The sequence below is a fragment of the Sphingobacterium sp. HSC-15S19 genome (assembly GCF_050433745.1).
GTDB lineage: Bacteria > Bacteroidota > Bacteroidia > Sphingobacteriales > Sphingobacteriaceae > Sphingobacterium > Sphingobacterium siyangense.
This window is the reverse complement of sequence record NZ_JBNPWQ010000026.1, coordinates 68660-93584: the sequence shown is the minus strand read 5'-3', so window position 1 is coordinate 93584 and position 24925 is coordinate 68660. Positions and strand designations below refer to the sequence as shown.

Here is a 24925-nt window from a genome sequence, read left to right as displayed (position 1 = left end):
CAATCGGCTAGCATGTAATTGTTCATTTTTTTCTTTCACAGACAAATTATCTTTTGTATTGATCAGCAATTAAATTGCATATAAAAAACAATTTATCTAAGTTTGAGAAACGAGTATTACAGCAACAGCTATGTATACTCAACTCGTTTTCTAGTTTATTAGCGGATAATTAATCAAGCACCCTCTATCAATGCACAAAAAATCTTACCTCATTTTTTTCGTTATTGGCACCATTTTGGGCAGTTGTACCGGAAATAAAAGTAACAATACAAATACAACTTCAAGCTCTCAGCCCGAATATGCCGATGAAAATCCGACATTTACCTTTAACAAAATCAAACAGAGCTATACGCAGGGCGAGGATCTGATCTTAAAGGTGGACAGCGAAAAAACGCCGAAAATGGACTCTGTTATTTACACTATAAACGATAAAAAGATTGGTCAAGTAATCGGAAATGAACCTTTCCGTTATTCATTAAAACAGGAGAAATTTGGCAAGCAGATTATTAAAGCTGTCGTATTTAGTGCTGGAAAACGAGAAGAAAATTCGGTCAACATCGATCTATTCGCGTCCACTCCTCCGCTTTTGCTAAGCTATAGCATTGTGAATATTTACCCCCATGATATCAAAGCTTTCACACAGGGATTGGAGTTCTACAGGGATAATTTGATCGAAAGTACCGGGAATGGGATTGGTCCAAGCGGAAATAAAGGTAAATCGAGTGTTCGTATTGTTAATCCAAAAACGGGTCAACCCACCAAAAAAATTGAATTGGATGATTCAATTTTTGGCGAAGGTGCCACCGTCCTAAATGGAAAATTATATCAGTTGACTTATAAAAACAATCTAGCCTACCTATACGATATAAACAGCCTTTCTGTTATTAAAACACTTCCTTACTTTCAGCCAATGGAAGGCTGGGGTTTAACTTCTGACGGTAAAAACTTATACATGTCCAATGGTTCTGATTATATCTATACGCTGAATCCAAATGACTTCTCAAAAATGGATTATATCCGTGCAGCAACGAACACAGCCATGGTGGATCAAATCAATGAACTGGAATGGGTAAAAGGAAAAATCTATGCAAATTTCTTTATGGAGGATGTCATTGGACGGATCGACCCTAAAACAGGTGCAGTGGAGGCTTTAGTCGATCTATCTAAATTACGTGAACATGTAACACAACATGTGGATTTAGACGTATTAAATGGTATCGCCTACAATAAAAGATCAAACACTTTCTTTGTTACCGGTAAAAACTGGGATAAAATGTTCGAGATAAAGCTAACAGAATAGCTTTATCTCCATTTAAAAACAGCGTATTGTTATGGAAACATTCAAATTTCGGTATCGCTAACTTTATGGTAATTCTTTCATTTTGTTAAAACCTTCGGTTACCATAGGTACAATTTGGGGTGTAAATAACTGTGGCATAAACGTCTTTGCCTCCATATCTTTATTGACAACCCATTCCGTATACTTATCTGCTAAAAATTCCAATCGCTGTGCTGAAGATAATCCTGGTAAAGTATAATAGATACTTTTTTCGCCTTCTTTCCCTTCCATCTGCACATACCTCCCTTTGGTCACGTTCAGGTGACTGCGGTGTTCAAACTCACGTATAAAGAGCTCATCTTTATCGACGTTATCCCACTTGGGGTCACGCGGGCAACAAACCGATCCGTAACTTTCTCTTCGATAAACGGTAAGCATGCCTTTAGGTGAAATTGGTTTAACAAAATCAAACCTCGCGTTATCTTCACCAGAAAGCCGGATACTGTCGACTTTAACCGCACCATCCTCTCTTTTTATGGAATAATAAAAATTGGTCGTCGCAGGTTCTATACACATTCCGTTTTTCGAGGCTTCTTTGGCGACCTCATCATAATACTTCCAATCGGGGACAATCAGTACAAAATGTTGAAGATCGGGATAGAATTCAGTTGACCTTTTTAGTAACTCCAATGGAATTCTAGTACTCAAAAAGAAAACGTAAGTGGAATCTGGCACGATCTGCAAAGGAAGATCTATTAAATAACTGCCGTTTTTCTGAGTCACAAAATCATTGTCGATCATCACAACCTGACCATAGGATTCGCGATACCAATCGGGTTTCACAGTATCAGCCAATGAATACGGGGGTATTGGCTGATGCGCAGCTATTTTGCTCTTACAGGACAATGCCATCATAGGTAAAATGATAAGCAAATACCACTTATTTTTTAGTTTTAACATTGTTATAAAATTAAAATATATTTCAACTACTTTCCTTTTTGACTATCTACTTTTATTCCAGCTCGATTCAAGAAGGCTATTTGATGTCCTAAACACGACTCAGCTAAGGCTGCAATTTTCTCTTTTTCATCAGTAATCTCCCGCAACAGACTTTTCCGAGTCCCTTTTTTCTGTTCATCAATATATTTAATTAATAAAACACCATATCCATCAACGATCTCCGTCATATAACCAATTGTAGCGATGTGAAAACTTTCGGCAGTTTTACTGTATTTCAATTGAGAAGCTTCGCATTTTATTCCTTTTATGTAACTACTCAAAGCACGTGCCTCATTCAATTTCATGTGATAGGAATAGTCTGATTTATCGACATCATATTCCCCTTCCAGCAATTTTCCATAGCTCTCATCCATTTTTTCTCGACAGCTATGAAAGAGCTTAGCCATTTTCACGTTGTACCCCGATTCCAAATTACCCCTACAGGAACACATGGTAAATAGCATAAAGATTAAAGCTAGCATTCTCATTTCTTGATTTTTTTCACAAATAACAGCTTTTTAAAACAGTATTTCCGTCTCGTTTAATATTCGTGGTCTTTGTTTTAAGATTCGTTATTCTCCGCACAATCCACTTGCTCAAAACAATACGCTTATACCTACTTTACACAAATTGTTCGTTACCCAGAAAGTTGAGAAAGTTGCTCTTTTAAAAAATGGAATCCATAATAATCACCTTATGCTCTGTTATTAAGAAAAAAGCTCCTTCAAAACCTACTATTTTAGCCATTTAATTAATCTTTTTTTAAGAAAAACAAGAAAAACGTTATATTTAACAAGATTCACACATCATTTAACGCAGAAAACTTTGTTTCTTAAAAAGAATTACGGAACTTAGAGACTATAAACCACCGAAATATGAATAATAGACCTTTAAACGGAATGACTGACGAAGAGCTTCAAACCAACAAAAAAACTGCCCTGGTAATTACTTGGATGCTCACAACCATGCTTTTTATCCTATTAGGCATGGGAATTTATACCTCAATTAGCAAAGGATTCAGTGCACTGATGGCCATTCCTTTCGCCTTATCTCCCATTGTTATTCTGAATTTTAAAAGAATAAAAGAAATCAATGAAGAACTCAAAATAAGAGGAGCTCAATAAATTCGTCATGAAACACCTCTCATTATTCGTATTCTTTATTTTCATCGCGGATATCGCATTTGGTCAAGAGATAAGTAAATCAACGACACAGACGATCACACAATCGGGTATTGGACTCGGTTCTGTAATTGCCGTTGTCACCTCATGGGATCGCAACAAATCTATACTTTGGGCTTTAATTCATGGAATACTTGGCTGGTTATATGTCATCTATTTTGCATTCACCCGCAACGAGTAACGATTCTTAAATATGATTCTCACCAGAAGAGCCAAGCCGATCATGACCAGAATGTTTTTTCTTACATAACATCGCGATCAATACCTTTTCTATATCTCGTCTCCAATCAAACACATGAGTTCCACACCTATTTCCCATACAGATTTTGTCATTGAAGAAGTCAAAGAATCTAGCATTAACTTAATTTCCGAACTAGTAGACCTGACTTTTAATATTGTCCAAGGAGGTGCCTCCGTAGGTTTCATGGAAGATCTAACAGTTGAACAGGCAAAAAAATTTTGGACTGATGTACTGAACAAGGTCAAGGAACAGAAAATAATATTGATTATTGCAAGAGATGCCTTTACCCATCGAATCGCAGGAACTGTTCAACTGCAAATCGACCTCCCATCAAATCAGACACATCGTGCAGATGTAGCCAAAATGTTAGTCCATACTGACTTTCGAAGAATGGGCATTGCACAAAATTTACTTCAACACATTGAAAATAAAGCCATTGATCTAAATAAGACACTATTGGTACTAGATACTGTAACCGATAGCCCGGCTTATATTATGTATCAAAAATGTGGCTGGACGATAGTCGGAGATATCCCAAATTATGCGCTCTTCCCGAATGGAACATGGTGTAGCACGACATACTTTTACAAAAACCTGATTGTTCCAGCAGACAAAATAAAAAGCCTCCGAAACGATTAAACATTCATTGGGAGGCTTCTCTTAATTATTTGAAGGCTTCACTTAAGAAGACCTATAGACCTATTGATCCTATTTATTTTTGTACCATACTGGCCCTGGTTTTTCACCCATTTCTAACACCAATGTCGCTCCGGACATAATTTGTTCATGTGTGATATAACTTGTTTCAAGAGGCTTACCATCGATCGTAATGGCTTGTATATAAATATTGGATTTACTGACATGGTTAGCTTTCACGGTAAATTTCTTTCCATTGGACAACTTCAATTCAGCTTTTTCAAATAAAGGGGTACCGATTTCGTATTTTCCACTTATGGGATCTACAGGATAAAATCCCAATGAGCTGAATACATACCAAGCCGACATCTGCCCGCAGTCATCATTTCCACTTAATCCCGAAGGTGTATTCAAGTAAAGTTTGTTCATTACCTCTGCCGCATATTGCTGCGTTTTCCAAGGCTGTCCAACGGCATTGAATAAATAGAGTGCATGATGGCTCGGCTCGTTACCATGCGCATACTGCCCAATCATTCCTGTACTAAAAATTGGAAGCTTGCTGGTGTCAGAAGGATGAAATGTAAACATGCTATCTAACTTCTGTCCAAAGCGCTCTTGTCCACCAACGAGTTTAATCAATCCAGGGATATCATGTTGCACAGACCAAAAATATTGCCATGCATTACTTTCACAAATATGCGCACTATATTCCTCCGCATCAAATGGGGTAATAAACTTACCATGGCTATCTCGAGGTTGCATAAATGAAGTAGCCGGATTATACACATTTTTATAATTTTGAGCTCTTGCAAAAAATGTTCCTGCAATCTCTTTCTTTCCCATCTTATCGGCCATCATTGCGATGCAATGATCGTCATAGGCATATTCAAGCGTTCTTGATAGGGACCAGTTTTCGGCATTGTATTCATCTTTGACATCATAAGGCACATAGCCTAGTTTCTTATACAGACCTATGCCCCGATAATTGTCAATATTAGCTGTGGCAACACAAGCTTCTAACGCTTTTGATGCATCAAAATCACCGATTCCTTTTAAATATGCATCTACAATGACAGGAATGGCGTGATTCCCAATCATCATATCCGTTTCACTCCCGTAAATATTCCATACCGGTAATCGGCCGTGCTGTTCATAAAAGGCGATGAAGGACTTAATCATATCATTTACTCGACTAGGGTCGATATACGTAAATAATGGATGCGAGGCTCTATAAGTGTCCCAAAGTGAGAACGTGCTATAATTGGTCCAACCTTCGGCCTGATGTACCTTCCGGTCAGCCCCCATATATGCACCATCAACATCACCGAAAATCGTCGGTGCTAACATGGAATGATATAACGCTGTATAGAACTTAACCTGCTCCTCTTTGTCTTTGGTCTCGATCGCTACCCTACCCAATTCGTGATTCCAATTTTGCTCGGCCTCCTTTACATAATAATCAAAGTCATCTTTTGGAACTTCTGCTTTTAAGTTTTTGGAAGCGCCTTCCATACTTACACCCGAAAGGGCCGTACTTAAAGTCACTTGTTCTCCAGCTGCTGTCTTGAAATCAAAACGTGCTTTGAATGCTGTACCAATGCGTTTTGCACTTTTTGCCGTTGTATCAGCGCTGGATAATATTGCTGAACTATCGATATGAACGGCCATAAAAGGCTTAGAAAACCGAGTTTCAAAATAAACGCGTTGGCCCCTTGCCCAGCCCTCCGAAAAACGATAACCACGAATAGTGACAGAATCAACCACTTCGATGTGCGAATCCGTGGTAGCATCCCAATTCATTGCTTTCTTTAAGTCTAAAAATACAGCAGACTCGGCTTTTGGAAAGGTATAACGTTGAATGCCGCAGCGTGCCGTTGCTGTCAGCTCCACATTTATATCGTAATCAGTAAGTTTTACCTGATAGTATCCGGCGTGAGCCTTTTCGTCTTTATGCGAAAATTTGGAATGTATACCTAAGGGAGCCGCGGCTTCATGATATGGTAAGGTAACCGGCATAAAAGATATGTCGTACAAGTCACCGGCACCAGTTCCACTTAAATGTGTATGGCTAAAACCAGAAATCGTACTGTCGGGATAAAAGTATCCGGAAATACGGTCCCAGCCGGGTAGTCCATTATCTGGGCTAAGCTGTACCATTCCAAAAGGTGACTGTGCTCCAGGATATGTATTGCCTGTAAAATCCGTTCCAATAAAAGGATTTACATATCCGACATAAGAAGTCTTATCGGAGTTTTTTAGTGAAGCACAACCAATTAAGGACAAAAGGCCTGCACAGACCGCATAATTAATATATTTCATCGTGTAGATCAGTTTTTCAGTTTAGTTTGCCTAATTATCTATTTCCAGTAACGATTAGAATATCCTTACTGTTGACCAAAGTTTGATGGTTGATTTTAAATCCATTGAATGGTTTTCCATCGATAACGATCTTTTTGATATAATCACCAGCACCCTCTTTTTGACGTCTTATCGTCACTTTGTCGCCGTTTGGATAATATTTCTTATCGAGCTGGATGGTCACTTTGTCGAATACAGGTGTTACAACGGTATAATCTGGTCTACCTGGACAAAAAGGATAGATTCCAATCATGTTCATTAAAGCCCATGTAGACATTGTTCCCGTATCGTCATTTCCCGGTATCCCCCCAGGACTGTTTGTAAAATGTTTCTCCAAAATTTCTTTAACCAATTTTTGGGTACGCCATTCTTCTCCTTTGATTTCTGAAAACACATGTGGATACAGCATATCTGGTTCGTTGGTAACATCAAAATACCCTTTATCAAACGTTGCCTGCAGTCTATCCACAAATTTTTGCTTTCCGCCCATCAATTTCACCAAACCAGGGATATCAAATGGTATGGCAAAACTATAGTTCCAGGCGTTACCTTCATGGAAACCATGATTAGGTTCAAAATTGGCGCCCATTAATGGGCTAAATGGACTTAAAAACTCGCCGTTAGGAAGAATAGGTCTGAAAGTCCCATACTCCGAAGAATAATAATGTTTATATCCTTGTGCTCGCTTAGCAAAAAGCTGGGCATCTTTGGTTTTCCCCAATGAACCAGCCAACTGCGCTAGATTCCAATCTGCAACATAATATTCAATGGCATGAGATACCGAATTATCGAATGAATCGCGCAGTGGAACATACCCATACTTCACATAGTCCGCATTGTCTGGTCTAATTTTATTCGTGGAGTCCGTAGTCGTTGCCGATTTCACAAACGCTTCATAAGCTGTATTGATATCAAAATCCCGAATGCCTTTCATCCATGCATCGACGATCACTGGTACTGCAGGGTCGCCATCCATAGTATAGCTTTCTCGGCTATACAACTCCCATTTGGGCATCCAACCACTTTCCTTATAAATATCGATCATGGAACGTATCATGCCCACTTGCTTATCGGGATAAACCAGTGACATTAAAGGCTGAACATTTCGGTACGTATCCCATAGCGAAAACACGGTGTAACGATTGTGATCTGCAACAAGTGTTTTCCGACTTTCCATTGCCGGATATTCTCCGTTTACATCCTGCAAGATATTTGGATGAATCATGGCATGATATAATGCTGTATAGAACACTGTTTTTTGGTCCTCTGTACCACCTTCTACCTGTATCTTTGACAATGCATTGTTCCAAAGCGAAGCTGCATTCTTTTGTATTTTTTCAAAGCTAAAGTCTGCTTGCTCAGCATCTAGATTTTTACGCGCATTCTCAACGCTCACAAATGATACGGCCAGCTGTACTTCTAAGCTTTCATTTTCTTTGAAATCAAAACTAAAATATGCGCCAAGATCATCGCCGGAAAGCTGATCGGTATAGTCCGTAAAAATTTTATATTTTCCGGCATCTTTATTCCAATCGTTTTCCCATTTTTCTCCGGCACGCTGGAATTTCCAATATCCTCTTTTTGACGGTTTTTTATTGACACGCATAACAAAGAAGATTGGATAAACAGCCTGATTGTTCGTGTAACAGAAGGAGCCCAACAATTTAGATCCCTCTATTTCGGTATCACTTACGTAACGAACTGTTGCTCCCGTTTCATTTGTTAAACCTTCGCCCAAATTAAGCAGGATATTTGCCTGTCCTTTTGGAAAAGTAAATTTAGAAACACCTACACGGGTTGTCGCTGAAACTTCGGTTTTGATACCGTATTTCTTTAACACATTGCTATAATACCCCGGATGGGCAACCTCCTGCGTATAGGTACTTCCATATTGATGATAATCAACCTCTAATTTACCTGAAGTTGGCATCAACAACAAACTTCCCATGTCTGGACATCCTACCCCACTTAAATTAACATGAGAAAAACCTGTAAAATAACTGTTGCTATGTTCATAGGGAGTAGACCACCATCTTGCATCTTTATCAAATGCATTAAGTGATGATCCCATTACATTAAACGGAGAAACATTCATCAAGCCGTTGGGAACCTGAGCACCCGGATTAGTTGTTCCATAATTGCTGGTACCGATAAACGGGTTGACATAGTCTGTAGGAAGCTTTTGGGCAGAAACGTTCTCCCAAAGAAATAATCCTAAAAGTAAAAAACGAATAGATTTGATCATATAATCTTGATAGACGCCATTGTTAATTGCTTTCATTCAAGCAAACACCATAGGCCGCGCATTTTAGCGTGTACCTACAATACTACAGATAATCGCAAAGATTTACAAATCTTATAAATGGTTATATCGATGATTTTACGTTTGTTAATAGGATTTAGCAAAACTATACATGTTAAGCAAAGAGATTTATGATTGTCAATAACAACAAAAGCCTGAAGTGGGGAACTTCAGGCTTTTACTAACTAACCAATTATTAACCTAAATTATGAAACTACTGATATAACGTCATCAAAAATGAGTTTCTTATATCAGGTCTCTTAGTTTAACCAAATTTTAACAAATCATTGTTATAGGTCAACTCGGTCTATTGAGATCTAGCAGTAAATATATTTTTTATTGATACAGTCCCCATTGTTTATTCGGGGTAGCGCCCATTTCTAAGACGAGCTCTCCTCCTTTTAGCAATTCGGAAGCATCAAAATAAAAGGTATTGAGCGGTTTTCCATTTAACGTTGCGCGTTGCACATATATATTTTTCTTATTTGCATTTTTCGCTTTGATAATAAACTGTTCACCTCTTCCATATTTACCATCCAATCTAATCTTAACCTCCTCAAAGAGTGGGCTTCCTATTTCATAAATTGGTTTGACCCTTGTTCCGCCATCGATCTGAAATAAACCAATAGCATTCATGATATACCAAGCACTCATTTGCCCCTGGTCTTCATCGCCGAGATAAGCATTCGAAACCCCTTGGCCATAATAGCGCTCACCTATAGAGCGGCTCCATTTTTGTGTCAACCAGGGCTTATTCAACCAATTAAAAATATAGGCAAAATGCATTGATTGCTGATTTCCCTGAACAACAGGATAATCCCAATATTGATCATTAGGGCCATTATAGCGCCATTTTTCACTTTCTGGAAATCCCCATTCCAATCGTTTTAAAAACACATCCTGTCCGATCATTTTAGCTAACCCAGGAATATCCTGTGGCACAAAAAAAGTCAGTTGCCATGCATTTCCTTCTACATAATGATGGTTAGCTCCCGATTTAAAAGGATCAAAATCTTTATACCATTCTCCTTTTGAATCCTTCATCCGAGCATAGCCACTACTGACATCTATCGCGTTTCTCCACCAGTTTCCGCGATCATTAAAATAATTGTACTCCTGCTCCTTTCCTAACGATTTTGCGAACTGCCCAACTGTCCAGTCGTCAAAACTATATTCCATTGAATTGGAAAACCGGCCCAAATCATAGGGAACGTACTTATATTTTAAATAGACATCCAAGTCCCTGTTACCTGCAAAACCACCTTCAAATTTCAATGGACTTGTTGTCTGCATTTTTTTAACAGCTTCAAATGCCTTTTCAGTATCGTAGTCTCTAATCCCCATCTGGTATGCCCCAACAATTAACGGTATTTCATGTTCTGCAACCATGACGGGAATATACTCCATTCCAGCCGGCCCTTTCGCCAGCCAGCCATTTGCGTCATACATCGCAAGTTGCGATCTAACCCATTTATTGGACCATTCCGGCGTAACCAAGTTCCAAAACTGATTTAAATTCCAAAAGGTATTCCAGAAAGCATCACAGCCTAAAGCGAGATCCCCTTTATGGGCTAAAGTTCGTATCACTTCATCCGAAGATCTCCATTGACCATTCACATCACTGAATGTGTTTCGGCTTGCCAAAGTGCGATACATGTTGGTATAGAATTTCTCTTTTTCAAAATAGTCTGAAGACTTTATCGCCAATCTACTTAAAAGTTCATCCCAAACTTTATGTTGATTTTCCACGACCCGATCAATGGACCATCCGAATGGCTCCGACAGTTCCGTTTTTAGATTCTCCTCTGCATTGGCTAAGCTCACATAAGAAATCCCTGTGCGCAGTTGTACAGCCTTATCTTTATGCACATCAAATTCCACGTACATTCCCGCAAATTGAGCGCTATCAGCAACCAAATCAGCCCGTTCAGTCAACCGATCATTATGCCATGTGCCATAGTTTATGATAGGTTTATCAAACTCCATCACAAAGTATACGACATAATCCTGTTTTGCATCCGTGGACCAAACGTTTTCAGATAATTGATTACTGTATCCCACAACCTTATAGTCAGAAACCTTTTTCAGCGAGAAATCTTTAATTTTATAATCATATTCTCCGTTAACCTTGAGATCAATCATGATACGTCCTGTGTCCGACTTATGATAGGTATATTGTTGAAAACTGGAACGTGTACCAGCCGTCAATTTTACGTCGATATCGTGATCAAGGAGATGAACAGCATAATATCCCAATGGAGCTTTTTCGCTGGTTTTATCTATTGCTGATCGATATCCTGAATTTGTACTGTACTGATCTCCGACCCGAGTCTTCAATTGACCTGCTGTCGGAAATGTTCCCAATCCAGCCATTGTCCATTCGTGAATATGGCTAAATGTACCAATAGATTCGATAGAAGGTTCATAACCTGCCTGCCAGCCAATATTTTGGTTATCTGGACTTATCTTTACCATGCCAAAAGGCATCCATGGTCCCGGGGCTATCATCCATCTGGAATGTGCTGCACCCATCATCGTGTTCACATAATCTGAAACTCCACCTAGTCTTTTTGGGCCCCGCTTGATTGTTGAAGACTGTATTAATTGCCCATTACAATAAATTTCATACTTACTCCATATATCCTTAGCGACATAAGGCATTGGTATTTCCAATTTCGCTGCACCTTTTTCACGTGTTTTCTCATAAATTTTCTTTCCATCTAAGACTACTTTCAACTGTTCATCATCTTTCAATTTCAAGAGATCAACCAACATATTTTGGACGGGTTTCCCTGCATTTAAGATCTCAAATTCAGCTTGCTGTACATTTTTAACAATTACAGAATGATTGGCTATTAGCTTTACTTGCTGTGGCCCCAGCAGTTTAAAGGAATCAAATTCAACCCAACCTCCCTTTATGACAGTCATGGTAATCTGATTTCCGCCTTTCTTAATGAGATCAGCTGGCAATGGTATATTTATCGTAGAATTTCCAGATTTTAAAGGATTCTCTAGCGGCTCACCATTTCCTGCTCCCCGCTCCACCTCAAAATTATAGGGCTTACCATTGATTACGATCTGTAGTGTAGGTTCATTTTTTGGATCACTATTGGCCAATTTAACCTGAAGTGTACACTGACCATTTTTTATACTATTGTTTAACACATAGTATAAATTCAAAAAATGTGTTCTCAGACCAGAAGTTCCTCCAGTCCCGCCCCATTCATTGGCCGGACCGGGCAATACATAGGGTAAATCCCTTGTTAAAGAAGATTGACCTATGATAAACGCATTGTCTTCATAACCAAAATCATGTTCCAAAAATTTCTTATATCCATTCGGGGACAAGGCAAATTCGCTGCTTGAACCGTCTGAATTTCCCAATTGCCATATTGTGTGCTCCTGGCCAACAACAGACTGAGCACACATGAACAACAGACCGGCGGCAAAAGAAAGTGAGAAACGTAATTTCATAAGTATCAGATTTTATAATTTTTAATTACATCAGTTGCTTTCCTCATAAAATGCACGAAACAATTCACAAAATACATCACATTGTACATACATTAATAATCTACAAAAACGTTTAAAAGCAAAACTTTAAGCACAATATTACTACAAAAAAAACAAATATCAAATGAATAAAATTAAAATGTATATACATACTGAAAGAAAAAAAATGAACTGAATCTAATTGACACAAGCTGGGAAAATGAAAGGTTTTGATTCTTGGATAGGAAAGTTAGGTCAATTTGTAGTTTGCGCCATATCGATCCTGTTTCCTAGTTTTCGGGGAAAAATTGTCTTTACTTAGAAAAGTGTTTCTACAGATTATTTATGATAAAAAAGCTTAATAGAAGGGTGCACATGGCAATAATTTACCTAGAGTTCATTATTCTAGGATTAAAACTTTGTCAAAACTCAAGCAAAGCAATAATTACTATTGGCTATTTGGATCTAATAAGTTATATTTATACAATTATTTGCTTTGAGACCTTAAAGATAAGAGTATTATCTTTTGTATTATCATCATAAACAATATTCTACACATTTGTGTAGAAACTTATTTCATTGCTGGATAGAGATTTAATATTTTAAACAAGTTCAACTATTAACGTTGACGATGATTACAAAGTAAGGATAGGAACGTAAAAAAGCCTATTACTAGCGTATAAATTGAGATTATGCCCTTATTTTTGTAACTTGCACGCCAGGACAACATCGATTTTACGTGGTATTCAAAAGCGATTGCGGATCATCTTTGTAATTTACACTATGAAAATTAAGATTGAAGATTTTTTCAAGCCGGTACAAGTTAAAGACGACTTTAGCAAAGATGATTATGAGATTGTCGAAGCCTTTATAAATTTTGCCAAATCCTTAAGCAGGTTAACCTACCAGAGTATATATTTAATTGACTATTCAAAGAAAAGCTTTTTATTTGTTTCTGATAACCCAATCTTTTTGTGTGGAAGCACTCCTGCGGAAGTCATGCGGGAAGGCTATTACCACTATGTGAATAATGTCCCTGAGAGCGATTTACATTTACTAAAAAAGATCAACGACGTTGGTTTTGACTTTTTTGGAGATTTGGATGCCGAAGATCGCTTAAAATTCTCGATATCTTACGATTTTCATTTAAAACAACCTGGAAATAAACCACTATTAGTAAACCATAAACTAAAACCTCTGCTCCTGGATAAATTTTCTAACCCCTGGATCGCGCTCTGCTTGGTTTCTATATCTTCACATGCAAACTCGGGAAACATTAGATTTAAATCTGATGAGGATGGGAAACAGTTTGAATATGATTTGGATAAAGATATTTGGGTAGAAACTCCTCGCATTAAATTGAAACCCCGTGAAAAGGATATTCTTCTTTTTTCCGCACAGGGTCTTACTATGGATCAAATAGCAGATCGACTTTATGTATCAATTGATACAGTAAAATTTCATAAAAAACAAATATTTTCAAAACTGAAAGTTAAAAGCATTACAGAAGCTACAGCATTAGCAATTGAACTATCTCTTTTCTAATGTTATTCACTATTTTTTGCACATAACAGCATTAGTTTAGACATCTCAACAAATTTTTGAATATCGACCTGGTTTCCCATACTAAATTGGGAATATTTATTTTTCTCAATAAAAGTGTCCAGCCATTCTGATTTAATATAGATCGGTAATGTCTCAGAATAGAGGTAGATAATTGGATCACCAAGTTCAAAAGATTCTATTTCTAATTTTCGAAGCGTATTTACCACCTTTCGATCACATTCCGCAATGACTAGTCCGCTACCAAGGCTATAAGGGCCATAAAATGCGTCAAAAAGCATCTTTTTCAGAATATTGATCCGATTACCTATTATCTTTCCAGAAATTACGAAACGCCCAATGTGCCAAAAATTCTTTACATGCGGAATTAACAAACTTTCTGTCTCGATATCAAATAATTTCTGAATCGGCAAACTCGTTTCCTTATCCCAAAATGTAATTCTAATGGATGCCTGAATACAGTCATCAAGCTTACTTCGAAGCACATAATAAATGGAACGATCAAAAAAAATCTGATCCTCTCCTATCAATGACTCAAAGTCAAACGCATATTCCTCTTCGGAATAACTATCCAGTTTGTAATGCTGCTGAGTCGTTACTAAATAAAAATGAATAAGTTCAGGAAGTTCGTTTTTATTAAGCTTGGTAAAATAATAATTTTCAGGCGTCCAGTTCATGCAAATGTTATTCGATATGCAATTATAAAAATAAAGACTTTTCGTTTAAATTCCCACATAGACAAATTTACTACACAAAAGTGTAATGGAACGAATGTTTTTTTCAATTATATTAAGTTCAACTAATCATTGATAAATAATAGGAATCTGGAAAGAATTTTACAGGTTTAGATGTCGCTAAATTAAATACGATATGACTAACCATTCCCGATAATAAATACAGACCTAATGATAACTGCGGAGGAGAAGACTTCAGCGCTATTTTACCATATTCTACCAAAAATTCCTCAAACCATTTCGTTTCTATTCCCTTTGTTTTTAAACTTTCTACAATAAATTTACCGACATTTAATTCAAATGTCTTGTGAGCCTTTTCCAGTGAATGTAAATTAAGACCTTCAGGTGGAAGAACTGTTAAAAATCCTGCCCAGCCCAAATTATAAGGATGTACTACCGGTATATTTCTTTTCGCCATATACTGGTCAAAAACAAAAGGAATATCAGAAGAAAAATCCAACGCATTAATGGCAACCTTATGGTTAATATCGATATTATATAGATTATCTTTGTTAATAAATTCAGAAAACACGGTTATTTTGGCTTGCGGGTTAATTGAATTTAAACGTTCCTGCAAAGCAAATACTTTCTTAATACCAATATCCTTGCTTGTGTAATTTTGTCTGTTTAGATTTGTCAATTCGACAACATCTCCATCGGCAATTGTCAAATTTTCGAAACCCATACGCAATAAGCACTCTGCAATGTAACTACCTATTCCACACCCTCCTATCAGCACAGGAAAGTCTTTGATACGTTGTTGATCCTCTTCTTTAATATGTATGTTATTTCGAATATACCTCAAATCCATATATAATCTTTCAATAATTTTGTATCACATAAAGATAGAATTATAATTTATATTATTATTAAAGAAATTGCTAAGTAAATTTTATAGTTACGTAGCAGCAATTAGCAATGATCATGCTTAATTTAGCCAACTATCCTTTGTTTCTATTTTCATTCAAAATGAATACCTTTAATAAAATCAACGTGTAAAAATGTATAATACAAGAATATATCGCATGTCATTTGCTGGTGTATACCCGCTTTATATACAAAAGGCCGAAAGAAAAGGACGCACAAAAGAAGAGGTCGACGAAATCATTTTCTGGCTTACCGGCTATAACCCCATATCGTTACAGCAAACGATTGACGATAAAATTGACTTTGAACATTTCTTTAAAGAAGCACCTTGCTTAAACCCGAATGTTTCAAAGATCTCTGGTGTAATCTGTGGCTATCGCATTGAGGATATTGAAGATCAGCTGGTTCAGAAGGTTCGTTATCTCGATAAATTAATTGATGAACTGGCCAAAGGTAGATCCATGGAAAAAATTTTGAGAAAGTAAGCCCTGCTACGATTTGTAAATAGCGCGTACTTACTATTCCAATGCATAGATGGCACCATCAGCCGAACTAAAATAAAGCCGATTTTCATCAATCCAAATTGTTGAAAAGATACTTCCCATCTGCAGGTAGTCTGCAAATAGTCTTGTAATATCATCCTCATATTTTTGTTGCAGATCAGCGCGGAGCACATTTTCATCATTTATAAACAACGGCCTGTTCTTTTTACTCGACTCCGTTTGAAAAACAGGCACAACTTCTCCGTTTTTTATATCCAATCTATAAATTACACCATCCAGCGTTCCAAAAAAAGCCTCATTACCTATGATAGTGGCACTGCTAAATGTGTTTAAGGGCACTTTAGGTTCAACTATTTTCACACCGTCCATTCTATTTAAAACAAGTATACTATAGGAATCCGACATGGTTACGACAAGCTTATCGTCAAAAATACTAGGAACACTCGTCCAGCTCCCTGGTTGATGATATACCCAAAAACCACTTCCATTCTCGATATTAAGCGCATATACATTAAAGTCACGAGCACCAAAATAGACTGTACTGTCGGCGACTGCTGCATGGAACTGAATCTCGCCTTTTGGAAAATAACGTTCGCCAAGCGTTTTAAACTTCCAATGAAGGGTACCATCTTTTTTCAAACAATAAAAATAACCATCAAAACTACCAATGAAAAAACGCTGTTGTGTCAACGTTGGGGCTGCATGCACAATACCTCCAGTCAGGAATTTCCAAACAAGTTTTCCCGATTTAGCATCTACGGCATAAACATGATGATCTCCAGACCCAAAATAAACTACATCATCTGCAACCGCAGGAGATGAGAGGAAATAGTCCCATACATCATAACTCTTTTCACCATCGGTTGAAAACTGCCATAATTTTCGACCTGTTTGGACATCCAGGGCATACAAGTAGCCATCAGTGCTTAAAAAATACACTGTTCCGCCATCAATGGCAACAGTCGACCGAATTTCACCGGTAGTTTTATACTTCCAAAGTATATTACCGCTCGTTTTATTCAATGCGTAAAGATTACTGTCGCAAGACCCGACAAAAACGATATCCTTCCAAACGACGGGCGAAGAAAACAACCTTCCCTTTGTTTTGAATTTCCATTTCAACGCGGGATTTAACCTAATGTTGGATTGTGCTGTATAATTTTGGCGATCTAGGCCTTTAGCCAGCTGCTGCGCCCGTAATTGACAAAAACATCCCACTGCAATAAATAGGATAATAATTTGGCGCCAATCATATTTTAGTCCAAACATCGATTTACTTTTATTCAGGTTATATTATTGATAGATAAGGTATTTTTCCCTAGTCTTTCTATAATTACTTAGGCCCGGCTCCCAGCTTTTTCGGATTTCTTCTTCCGAAACACCGGCTTCAATTTGCTTGCGAAATAAACCCACGCCCACCAGCTTTTCGATACTGCCAATCTGTTTCGAAAATGATTGATCAAAAAACTTGTCTTTTTCCGGAGAATTCCGATACAGCGCTATCATCCAGGATAGGTTTATTTTTTTGCTATCTACTAGCTGCTGCAGATCATATTTACGCAGGTCTATTCCATAACATTCTTCATTCATAAAAAGTGGCGATTCACTCATCCCTTTTTTACTGACGGGAACAAATGAAAAGTCATATATACCCTTATAGATTGGACTACCGATCACAACAAAGGGATAATCGGTGCCTCTACCATGATTCACTTTCACACCTTCAAAGAGGCAGATACTTGGATATAAGAGTATGCTTTGTTCCGTATTTAAATTGGGCGAAGGATTGACTGGTAACTTATAAAGCATACTATGATCATAATCTGCTACAGGAATAATCTTCAATTTACACTTCTTTTTAGTACTCATCCAACCTTCTCCATTGATCATCTGGGCAAATTCAGCTGTAGTCATCCCATGTGCAATAGGAACAGGGAATTGCCCAATACCCGACTTATATTCTTCCTCCAAAATAGGACCGTCAATTAGATAGGCATTGGGATTGGGCCGGTCTAAGATCAAGAGCTCCTTATCATTTTCTGCGCAAGCTTCCATAATATCCCGAAGGGTATTAATGTTGGTATAAAATCTCACCCCCATATCCTGCACATCATAAATAAACAGATCGATATCTTTTAGATCCTTCGCTGTTGGCTTTTTCTTATTCCCGTATAAAGAGACAATAGGAATTTTGGTTGTCGGATCGATTTCGTCCCCCACTTCAGTTCCATTACTTGCATTGCCTCGAAATCCGTGCTCAGGTCCAAAAATTCTCACAATCTGAACCCCGCGCGCGAGTAGACTATCAACAAGGTGTCTCCCTTTAATAACCGTAGATGGATTTCCCAATATTGCAATACGTTTATTCATTAAATAAGGAAGATAACGCTCGGTTTGTTCTGCTCCAGTTTGTATACGATCATTACAATAATTCAACGAGATCTGTGCAGTTACATTTCTGAACAGGAATAGAGTCAAGATAGAAATGAGCACTAGTTTCATATTCATTTGGTTTATAATATTAAAATATAGCCCCTGAGCATCAGGCTATTTATCTGATTGCAAAAACTAAACTAAGGATAAAGCTTTATTTTAGCAAATCATTTGTTAAAATTGATAAACAAGTTTTATCCAGCTACCTTTGGAATATTATTGGGAGCATGATTTGCACATGAAACAATAGATGACATTCATAAGCTGTGGCATACTAAATTTTATAATAATAATTGATAATGGAAAAGCAGGTAAATGCGGGTGAATTTGTAGATCGTTTTATGACAGGTAGTTTGGAGCATCTTCGCTACCAGCAATCGCCGATCAAGATATTCCAGCTCAGTGAAATCGCTCCTTATATTAAATTCCCTACCCCACCTATTTTCTTGGGCTATAACCTGCTTGTTCATATCACTGAGGGTTATTTTAAACATCAAATTGGAGCTAAGGAATATGTCGTAACAGCTCCAGCAATTCTTATCAGCAATTACGGCAATATCTCAACAATAAAGTCGGTCGATAAATCTGCGAAAGGCCATTGCGTTTTAATAAACGACAATGCAATGACTTCCATATTCCGGGAACAGGAGATTTTGAATATCTTTAATATCTCACCCTTACTGAACTTAACGGCGCGAGACAGCAGCGATCTTCAAGAGCTTTTCAGATTACTTTATGATGAATTGCTTTCGGAATTACCTTATAAAGAACTATTTGAAAATTTATTAAAATCTGCAATTCTAAAAATTATCAAGCTATCTTCATCCAACCTAGCGCTCAATCGGAGACAGGAAATTGCTATGATGTTCAAACAGCTGGTGCACAAAAACTTCAAAAAGCAAAAAAATATTTCATTCTACGCGGATAAACTCGCGGTATCTACAAACTACCTTAATCGGTGCGTATTTTCTGTATTCAAAAAATCGTCGAAGGAACTCATTCTTGAAGTGCTGATTATGCACAGTCAATTTCTATTGTTTGAATCCACTAAAAGCATTGCAGATATCTGTTATGAATTGGATTTTTCTGATCCCTCTTATTTCTCGCGGCTTTTCAAAAAAATAGTTGGCGTTTCTCCTACTTCTTATCGAAACAGAGCAACTTAGGTTTTCAATATGCACGATTTGTCCTATCTTTTATACTGAAGTACACAAGAGAATCAAATTGATTGGAGTTATTTTTGTGTAAGTGATTGAAGCAAAAGAGAATTTTTGGTCAACCGGCAGTTCTTCTTCATGTTTCAATTTACATTGTTCCATCATTTAATTACATATTTAAAGATGCTTAAGGTTTCAGAACACAACAATATAACCCAAGATTTCGATTTGTTTATTGCGGATTTTAAAACTAGGCTATCAAGCTTATTTAATAAAGAGTATGATTATAACTCGCTCAGTTTAACGCGTGGGCTACCGCCTGAGTTTTTAGCTGAGATCATGAAAATGCAACCCTTGTCGGTTGCTATCCCAGAACACCACGGTGGCCGGGGACTTCATGTAAAAGAATGTTTGGGTGTACTGGCAGCTGCTTCTTATGAATCACTATCTTTATCGCTAATCTTCGGGATTAATATTGCGCTATTTTTGGAACCTTTTGCCAAATACGGCAACACCTTACTTCAAGAGCGGGTATTCCATCAATTTTTGGAAAACCAGGCAATGGGAGGATTAATGATTACCGAACAGGCTTACGGCAGTGACGCACTCAATATGCGAACATCTTACGAACAAAAGGACGATAAGTACTATATAAAAGGTGAAAAACACTGGCAAGGTCTTACTGGAGCTGCAGACTTTTGGCTCGTGACAGCACGCAAGAAAAATGAAAATGGAGAACTGGTGCGGGATATAGATTTCTTTGTCACAGAAAATGCCGTCGAAGAACAAAAGATTGTTGTTACAAAGAAATACAATAGCCTTGGGCTCTATGCGATTCCTTATGGTGTGAACAACATCGACATTAATGTACCCGCGGATCACAAACTAAACCCGGAAAGTACAGGAATTAAATTGATGTTAGATACCCTCCACCGCAGCAGATTACAGTTCCCAGGAATGGGGATGGGTTTTATAAAGCGGATGTTGGATGAGGCCATGACACATTGTTCCGAACGCCGTGTAGCAGGTATTAGTTTAAATGAATTAGACTCTGTTAAATTTCAGTTGTCGCGCATACAGGCTGCATTTACCTTGTGTTCTGCAATGTGTTCATACAGTGTCTCGATCAGCTCTATCCATAATGACCTTTCAGCCTATGGTGTAGATGCCAATAGTGTGAAAGCATTTGTGACAGACTTAATGCATGAAGCCGCGCAAATATGTGTGCAATTATCCGGTGCTAATGGCTACAGGTTAGACCATGTTGCCGGTCGTGGCCTCATAGACAGTAGACCTTTTCAAATCTTTGAGGGGTCAAATGAAATGCTTTATTCTCAAGTTGCTGAAGCGATCGGTAAACTTATGCGCAAAACCAAAGAAAGCAACTTATTGTCTTTCCTAAAAAAATATAGCTCAACTGAATTTGCAGCACCGTTTTTCTCATCAATCTTAAATTTTGACTTTCCGCTACAGCCGAAACAACGTGAACTGGTTACCCTTGGAAAGATAATCGCCCGCGTCATTTGTTTTCAGTATGTTTTACAAATTAACAATGCCGGGTTCAATGATAAGATGACAGAAATAACACGTCAACACGTGAGCATGGATATTTATATGTTGGTAGGCCAATTATCAAATAACAATAATGCCGAACCACTTATGAACTATGACGATAACACGGATTGGATGAAGTTCACTTCTTAATAAGGAGTGACTACAGAATCAATCTAGTCAGTAAGTTTCAATAAAAGCAAGATGCCACTTCATAGGAAGTGGCATCTTGCTTTATATTGCTGAAATATCCCATTCCCACACACTATGATAGTGCCCTATCGACTCGGTATAGGCAATAAATTCTCGGTAAAACGGATGTGAACCTATTGTAGCACTATCTCCAATAACAACCAATTTCTTCTTAGCCCTAGTCATTGCCACATTCATCCGGCGAACATCAGACAAAAAACCAATCTGCTGTTCAGCGTTACTTCTGGTCAAACTGATATAAATAACATCCTTCTCCTGTCCTTGAAAACTGTCTATTGTCTGTATTTTAATCAAGTCGTTAAAAGGTCGTAGCGCTTCTTCCCCATCCAATATCTCCTTCAATAAAGTGGCCTGCTTTCGATAAGGTGCAATCACCCCGATGCTCAGGCTTTCATTTAGGCTCAAGGAAGCTTTCCAAGCCCCAATATGGTCGTTCAGATGGGCTTTAATAAAATGAGCTTCTCCAATATTGAAGATTGCGCCGTCACTTTCCGTTTCTTCAAACCCCGCTCCCGCTGTATCGATAAATAAGACCGGTTCGGTATCCACTGCTAAGCTCCACTGTGCCACTGTACTATCTGCTCTCAACAAACCATTATACAAGGCTGCGGACGGGTATTCCATAATTTGTTCATTCATGCGATACTGCACATCTAACAAAGAAACTAATTGCGGATTATGGTCCACCAATTTTTCGAATAATGTATGGCTCAGGCCATGGTGAGATACCCTACTAGATTTTACTGTTGGAGGTAATTGATTGTGATCACCGGCCAAAACAAGCCGATGTGCCTTTAATATCGGTATCCAGCAAGCAGGCTCCAATGCTTGTGCGGCCTCATCAATAATGACTGTTTCATAGCTACGATTGCGAATAACCTCATGATTCGATCCAACCAAAGTTGCAGTGATTACCTGCGATTTATCCAAAACATCTGCACTGATAAAATCTTGAATCTTATCGACATCTTTTCTGATTCGATGGGCCTCATCAAACAATGCTTTTCTTTGCTCCCGCTCAGCCTTCCCAAAATTACGTTTATATTTTTGAGCCATCTCTGTATACGTCCGCACTTGTTTTTGAAGTGTTTTAATATCCTTATTTGCGGGATGTCGATCAATCTTTGCATCGAGTGTCAACTCTTGAAGATGTTCCGAAACCTTAACAGGGTTTCCTATTCTTGTTACTGCAATTCCAGCAGCGTCTAAACGTTCGGTTAACAGATCAACGGCCGTATTGCTCGGCGCAACAACCAATACTTGCTTGTTGTATTGTTTTAGCAATGCGCTCACGGCCTGAACCAATGTTGTTGTTTTCCCTGTCCCCGGCGGCCCATGCAAAAGAGCCACAGTACTTGCTTCCAATAGCTGTTGGATGGCTTTATTTTGCCCTGTATTTAAGTTGGGATGCTCAAAGAATTTTCCAATAGATTCAGTTGGAATCACCTCTTCACCGATTAATCTTCTCACAAAACCACCTTGCTTTGCATCACGGCTCAATTCCTTTCCTTTCTCCAATGCATTGAACATCTGCCGATAGGAATACTCATCAAATAACAAATCAACACCAAGCTTTCCTCTTCTGCTCCATTCTGGAAGTTCATCGACACGAAATGAAATTCGCATCCCATCCCTATTGATCGAAGATATGATGCCCTCTATTCGATCTCGGTCGGGATCGTGATTTGAGAACAGACAAACTGGCATACCAAAGCGAAACTTATGTTCGACCTCATAATGATTTGTTCGATTTAAATTAACGGACAAATAGTCTCCTCTTCCGAGCTCCGTATCTGTTATCTGAATCGGAAACCAGGTGACACCTTGCATTCTTCGTTCATTCAAACTACTTTTCAACAACAAGTTTTCATGTTGTAATCGATCAAATTGCTGCTCTTCTTGTAATAAAGTAATAAGCTCGTCGAAATAATTCATCGTGTAATATACATATTGCTCAAGCACAAAATAACTGTTTTTTTACGTATTTGGACCATTTGGTTTTTAATTCATCCCATCTTTTGTCAAATTTTATAAAGCAAATTGATATGCTTCAAAAGAAGCAATGGATCTGGCCGTAAATTCGTATTTTTTTACTATAATTGGGAAAGAGAGCGTTTTCCAATCAAAACATCCATAAATCAACAATTAGATGAGCGAAATATTCTTACACGACAGCGAGCAGCAATGGACAGACCTGGGCGAAGGCGTTATGCGAAAAATACTCGTTTTTAATGATGAACTCATGCTCATGAAAGTTCGTTTTAAAAAAGGGGCCATCGGTACACTTCATCAACACCCCCACACACAGATTTCTTATGTGAGTGCGGGAAAATTCCGATACCATATTGATGGTGTCGAAAGGATCCTAACTGCAGGCGACTCTTGTATCATTTATTCACAATTGATTCATGGATGTGAATGTCTTGAAGAAGGAGAACTGATCGATTCGTTCACGCCTTATCGCGAAGACTTTGTTCAGTCTACCTAAAAAATGTATTAATAAGGTCTTGAAAAAATAATAATCATTTTGCTCTAACGTTAATGCAATAACATTCAAAAATATGATCTCACTTCTTTCTCCTCATATTCGCGCAACATTTGCTGGTGTATGCCTGAGCATTGGTTTACTCGGTCTTTCCCCATCTCTACAAGCGCAAGAAAAGCCTCTTTTAATAGAGAAGATAAATCCGCAACTGTATCTTTACACGACCTTTAATACATTTGAAGGGACCAAATATGCTGCTAATGCGGTATACCTAATTACAAAAAAAGGCGTTATCCTTTTTGATACACCATGGGATTCCACACAATATCAACCCTTATTGGACAGTATCAAACAGAAACATAATTTACCCGTCATTGCTGTTTACGCGACACACTGGCACGAAGACCGGGCAGGTGGCTTTGCTTATTACAACCGCATTGGAATTCCAACCTATGCAACAAAAATGACGAACGAACTGCTAAAAACAAATCACAAAGCCCAGGCCACTCATCTTGTTTCCACCAATAAAACCTACAGCGTCGGCGGACAATCTTTTGTTTTGAACTTTTTTGGTGCCGGACACTCCATGGACAATGTTGTTGTCTGGTTTCCCAAATATAAGATCCTAGACGGTGGTTGTTTTATAAAAAGCTCCGAAGCCCAAGATCTAGGATTTACGGCAGATGGGGATATAAAATCCTGGAAGCCATCCCTAGCGAGGTTATTGGCAAAATATCCCGAAATTAATATGGTTATTCCTGGGCACGATGCCTGGAAAGATAAAGGTCAGATAAAGCGAACCGAAGCGCTGCTTACAGGAGGACACTAATACATTGTTCATATCCTCCAGTACGCCTGTAAACTCTCTTGTTTTTCAATAGGATAAAAATATCTTTAAGGAACCAAATAGATAAAACCATTGATTATAATG

20 protein-coding genes are annotated in these 24925 nt (G+C 38.0%); 10 read left to right on the top strand and 10 right to left on the bottom strand.

The window, feature by feature from the left end; all coding sequences use genetic code 11:
• The first annotated feature begins 190 nt into the window (after nucleotides 1-190).
• Nucleotides 191-1300, top strand: coding sequence for a glutaminyl-peptide cyclotransferase (locus L1283_RS19915; RefSeq protein ID WP_286850612.1), 1110 nt, complete (start codon nucleotides 191-193; stop codon nucleotides 1298-1300).
• Nucleotides 1301-1363: 63 nt separating this feature from the next.
• Here the strand turns inward: L1283_RS19915 and L1283_RS19910 are convergent, their stop codons facing one another.
• Nucleotides 1364-2239, bottom strand: coding sequence for a hypothetical protein (locus tag L1283_RS19910; RefSeq protein ID WP_286850610.1), 876 nt, complete (start codon nucleotides 2237-2239; stop codon nucleotides 1364-1366).
• A gap of 26 nt (nucleotides 2240-2265) precedes the next feature.
• On the bottom strand, nucleotides 2266-2766 hold the full coding sequence (locus tag L1283_RS19905) for a hypothetical protein (RefSeq protein WP_145331238.1): 501 nt from the start codon (nucleotides 2764-2766) through the stop codon (nucleotides 2266-2268).
• Nucleotides 2767-3153: 387 nt separating this feature from the next.
• Here L1283_RS19905 and L1283_RS19900 point away from each other — a divergent pair, with 387 nt between their 5' ends.
• The 3 genes from L1283_RS19900 (at nucleotide 3154) to L1283_RS19890 (ending at nucleotide 4339) form a co-directional block, all read left to right on the top strand.
• On the top strand, nucleotides 3154-3402 hold the full coding sequence (locus L1283_RS19900; RefSeq protein WP_088160902.1) for a redox-active disulfide protein 2: 249 nt from the start codon (nucleotides 3154-3156) through the stop codon (nucleotides 3400-3402).
• A gap of 7 nt (nucleotides 3403-3409) precedes the next feature.
• Nucleotides 3410-3640 (top strand): hypothetical protein, encoded by a 231-nt coding sequence (locus L1283_RS19895; RefSeq protein ID WP_075991818.1) that lies wholly within the window; start codon nucleotides 3410-3412, stop codon nucleotides 3638-3640.
• 114 nt (nucleotides 3641-3754) lie between these two features.
• Nucleotides 3755-4339 (top strand): GNAT family N-acetyltransferase, encoded by a 585-nt coding sequence (locus L1283_RS19890; RefSeq protein WP_145331236.1) that lies wholly within the window; start codon nucleotides 3755-3757, stop codon nucleotides 4337-4339.
• Nucleotides 4340-4408: 69 nt separating this feature from the next.
• On the opposite strand, the gene L1283_RS19885 is transcribed toward L1283_RS19890, so the two are convergent.
• The 3 genes from L1283_RS19885 to L1283_RS19875 all read right to left on the bottom strand — a co-directional run bounded on the left by L1283_RS19885 (nucleotide 4409) and on the right by L1283_RS19875 (nucleotide 12470).
• On the bottom strand, nucleotides 4409-6655 hold the full coding sequence (locus tag L1283_RS19885; RefSeq protein ID WP_145331234.1) for a GH92 family glycosyl hydrolase: 2247 nt from the start codon (nucleotides 6653-6655) through the stop codon (nucleotides 4409-4411).
• A 34-nt stretch (nucleotides 6656-6689) separates the two neighbouring features.
• Complete coding sequence (locus L1283_RS19880; RefSeq protein WP_286850605.1) at nucleotides 6690-8975, bottom strand: GH92 family glycosyl hydrolase; 2286 nt, start codon at nucleotides 8973-8975, stop codon at nucleotides 6690-6692.
• 357 nt (nucleotides 8976-9332) lie between these two features.
• Entirely contained in the window at nucleotides 9333-12470 is a 3138-nt protein-coding gene (locus L1283_RS19875; RefSeq protein ID WP_312352228.1) for a GH92 family glycosyl hydrolase, read from the bottom strand.
• Between the two features lie 801 nt (nucleotides 12471-13271).
• Here L1283_RS19875 and L1283_RS19870 point away from each other — a divergent pair.
• A complete protein-coding gene (locus tag L1283_RS19870) occupies nucleotides 13272-14033 on the top strand; it encodes a response regulator transcription factor (RefSeq protein WP_075991814.1) in 762 nt (253 codons plus the stop codon).
• A gap of 2 nt (nucleotides 14034-14035) precedes the next feature.
• On the opposite strand, the gene L1283_RS19865 is transcribed toward L1283_RS19870, so the two are convergent.
• A complete protein-coding gene (locus L1283_RS19865) occupies nucleotides 14036-14728 on the bottom strand; it encodes a hypothetical protein (protein ID WP_075991813.1) in 693 nt (230 codons plus the stop codon).
• 118 nt (nucleotides 14729-14846) lie between these two features.
• The gene (locus L1283_RS19860; RefSeq protein WP_075991812.1) at nucleotides 14847-15596 is read right to left on the bottom strand and encodes a ThiF family adenylyltransferase; all 750 of its coding nucleotides are present in this window, start codon (nucleotides 15594-15596) and stop codon (nucleotides 14847-14849) included.
• Between the two features lie 190 nt (nucleotides 15597-15786).
• Between L1283_RS19860 and L1283_RS19855 the strand changes: the two genes are divergently transcribed.
• The gene (locus tag L1283_RS19855) at nucleotides 15787-16137 is read left to right on the top strand and encodes a DUF2200 domain-containing protein (protein ID WP_286851962.1); all 351 of its coding nucleotides are present in this window, start codon (nucleotides 15787-15789) and stop codon (nucleotides 16135-16137) included.
• A gap of 33 nt (nucleotides 16138-16170) precedes the next feature.
• Here L1283_RS19855 and L1283_RS19850 read toward each other — a convergent pair whose 3' ends face one another.
• Together L1283_RS19850 and L1283_RS19845 are read right to left on the bottom strand one after the other, a co-directional pair.
• Nucleotides 16171-17424, bottom strand: coding sequence for a PQQ-binding-like beta-propeller repeat protein (locus L1283_RS19850; protein ID WP_286851964.1), 1254 nt, complete (start codon nucleotides 17422-17424; stop codon nucleotides 16171-16173).
• Between the two features lie 24 nt (nucleotides 17425-17448).
• A complete protein-coding gene (locus L1283_RS19845; protein WP_145331303.1) occupies nucleotides 17449-18657 on the bottom strand; it encodes an exo-beta-N-acetylmuramidase NamZ family protein in 1209 nt (402 codons plus the stop codon).
• A gap of 230 nt (nucleotides 18658-18887) precedes the next feature.
• Here L1283_RS19845 and L1283_RS19840 point away from each other — a divergent pair, with 230 nt between their 5' ends.
• Complete coding sequence (locus L1283_RS19840) at nucleotides 18888-19754, top strand: helix-turn-helix domain-containing protein (protein WP_172840662.1); 867 nt, start codon at nucleotides 18888-18890, stop codon at nucleotides 19752-19754.
• A gap of 174 nt (nucleotides 19755-19928) precedes the next feature.
• On the top strand, nucleotides 19929-21449 hold the full coding sequence (locus L1283_RS19835) for an acyl-CoA dehydrogenase family protein (protein WP_120334849.1): 1521 nt from the start codon (nucleotides 19929-19931) through the stop codon (nucleotides 21447-21449).
• 81 nt (nucleotides 21450-21530) lie between these two features.
• On the opposite strand, the gene L1283_RS19830 is transcribed toward L1283_RS19835, so the two are convergent.
• A complete protein-coding gene (locus tag L1283_RS19830; protein ID WP_286851966.1) occupies nucleotides 21531-23471 on the bottom strand; it encodes an IGHMBP2 family helicase in 1941 nt (646 codons plus the stop codon).
• A gap of 187 nt (nucleotides 23472-23658) precedes the next feature.
• Here L1283_RS19830 and L1283_RS19825 point away from each other — a divergent pair, with 187 nt between their 5' ends.
• Complete coding sequence (locus tag L1283_RS19825) at nucleotides 23659-23997, top strand: cupin domain-containing protein (protein ID WP_286851968.1); 339 nt, start codon at nucleotides 23659-23661, stop codon at nucleotides 23995-23997.
• Between the two features lie 73 nt (nucleotides 23998-24070).
• Nucleotides 24071-24823 (top strand): BlaB/IND/MUS family subclass B1 metallo-beta-lactamase, encoded by a 753-nt coding sequence (gene bla / locus L1283_RS19820; RefSeq protein ID WP_088160893.1) that lies wholly within the window; start codon nucleotides 24071-24073, stop codon nucleotides 24821-24823.
• Nucleotides 24824-24925: the final 102 nt, after the last annotated feature.

Excerpts from the sequence above, each read along its gene's own strand:
- L1283_RS19880 (WP_286850605.1), bottom strand. The coding sequence starts at position 8,975 with ATGAAAGCAATTAACAATGGCGTCTATCAAGATTATATGATCAAATCT.
- L1283_RS19895 (WP_075991818.1), top strand. The coding sequence starts at position 3,410 with ATGAAACACCTCTCATTATTCGTATTCTTTATTTTCATCGCGGATATC.
- L1283_RS19840 (WP_172840662.1), top strand. The coding sequence starts at position 18,888 with ATGGAAAAGCAGGTAAATGCGGGTGAATTTGTAGATCGTTTTATGACA.
- L1283_RS19865 (WP_075991813.1), bottom strand. The coding sequence starts at position 14,728 with ATGAACTGGACGCCTGAAAATTATTATTTTACCAAGCTTAATAAAAAC.
- L1283_RS19900 (WP_088160902.1), top strand. The coding sequence starts at position 3,154 with ATGAATAATAGACCTTTAAACGGAATGACTGACGAAGAGCTTCAAACC.
- L1283_RS19845 (WP_145331303.1), bottom strand. The coding sequence starts at position 18,657 with ATGAAACTAGTGCTCATTTCTATCTTGACTCTATTCCTGTTCAGAAAT.
- L1283_RS19850 (WP_286851964.1), bottom strand. The coding sequence starts at position 17,424 with ATGTTTGGACTAAAATATGATTGGCGCCAAATTATTATCCTATTTATT.
- L1283_RS19905 (WP_145331238.1), bottom strand. The coding sequence starts at position 2,766 with ATGAGAATGCTAGCTTTAATCTTTATGCTATTTACCATGTGTTCCTGT.
- L1283_RS19855 (WP_286851962.1), top strand. The coding sequence starts at position 15,787 with ATGTATAATACAAGAATATATCGCATGTCATTTGCTGGTGTATACCCG.
- L1283_RS19870 (WP_075991814.1), top strand. The coding sequence starts at position 13,272 with ATGAAAATTAAGATTGAAGATTTTTTCAAGCCGGTACAAGTTAAAGAC.
- L1283_RS19890 (WP_145331236.1), top strand. The coding sequence starts at position 3,755 with ATGAGTTCCACACCTATTTCCCATACAGATTTTGTCATTGAAGAAGTC.
- bla (WP_088160893.1), top strand. The coding sequence starts at position 24,071 with ATGATCTCACTTCTTTCTCCTCATATTCGCGCAACATTTGCTGGTGTA.
- L1283_RS19915 (WP_286850612.1), top strand. The coding sequence starts at position 191 with ATGCACAAAAAATCTTACCTCATTTTTTTCGTTATTGGCACCATTTTG.
- L1283_RS19910 (WP_286850610.1), bottom strand. The coding sequence starts at position 2,239 with ATGTTAAAACTAAAAAATAAGTGGTATTTGCTTATCATTTTACCTATG.
- L1283_RS19825 (WP_286851968.1), top strand. The coding sequence starts at position 23,659 with ATGAGCGAAATATTCTTACACGACAGCGAGCAGCAATGGACAGACCTG.
- L1283_RS19875 (WP_312352228.1), bottom strand. The coding sequence starts at position 12,470 with ATGAAATTACGTTTCTCACTTTCTTTTGCCGCCGGTCTGTTGTTCATG.
- L1283_RS19885 (WP_145331234.1), bottom strand. The coding sequence starts at position 6,655 with ATGAAATATATTAATTATGCGGTCTGTGCAGGCCTTTTGTCCTTAATT.
- L1283_RS19860 (WP_075991812.1), bottom strand. The coding sequence starts at position 15,596 with ATGGATTTGAGGTATATTCGAAATAACATACATATTAAAGAAGAGGAT.
- L1283_RS19835 (WP_120334849.1), top strand. The coding sequence starts at position 19,929 with ATGCTTAAGGTTTCAGAACACAACAATATAACCCAAGATTTCGATTTG.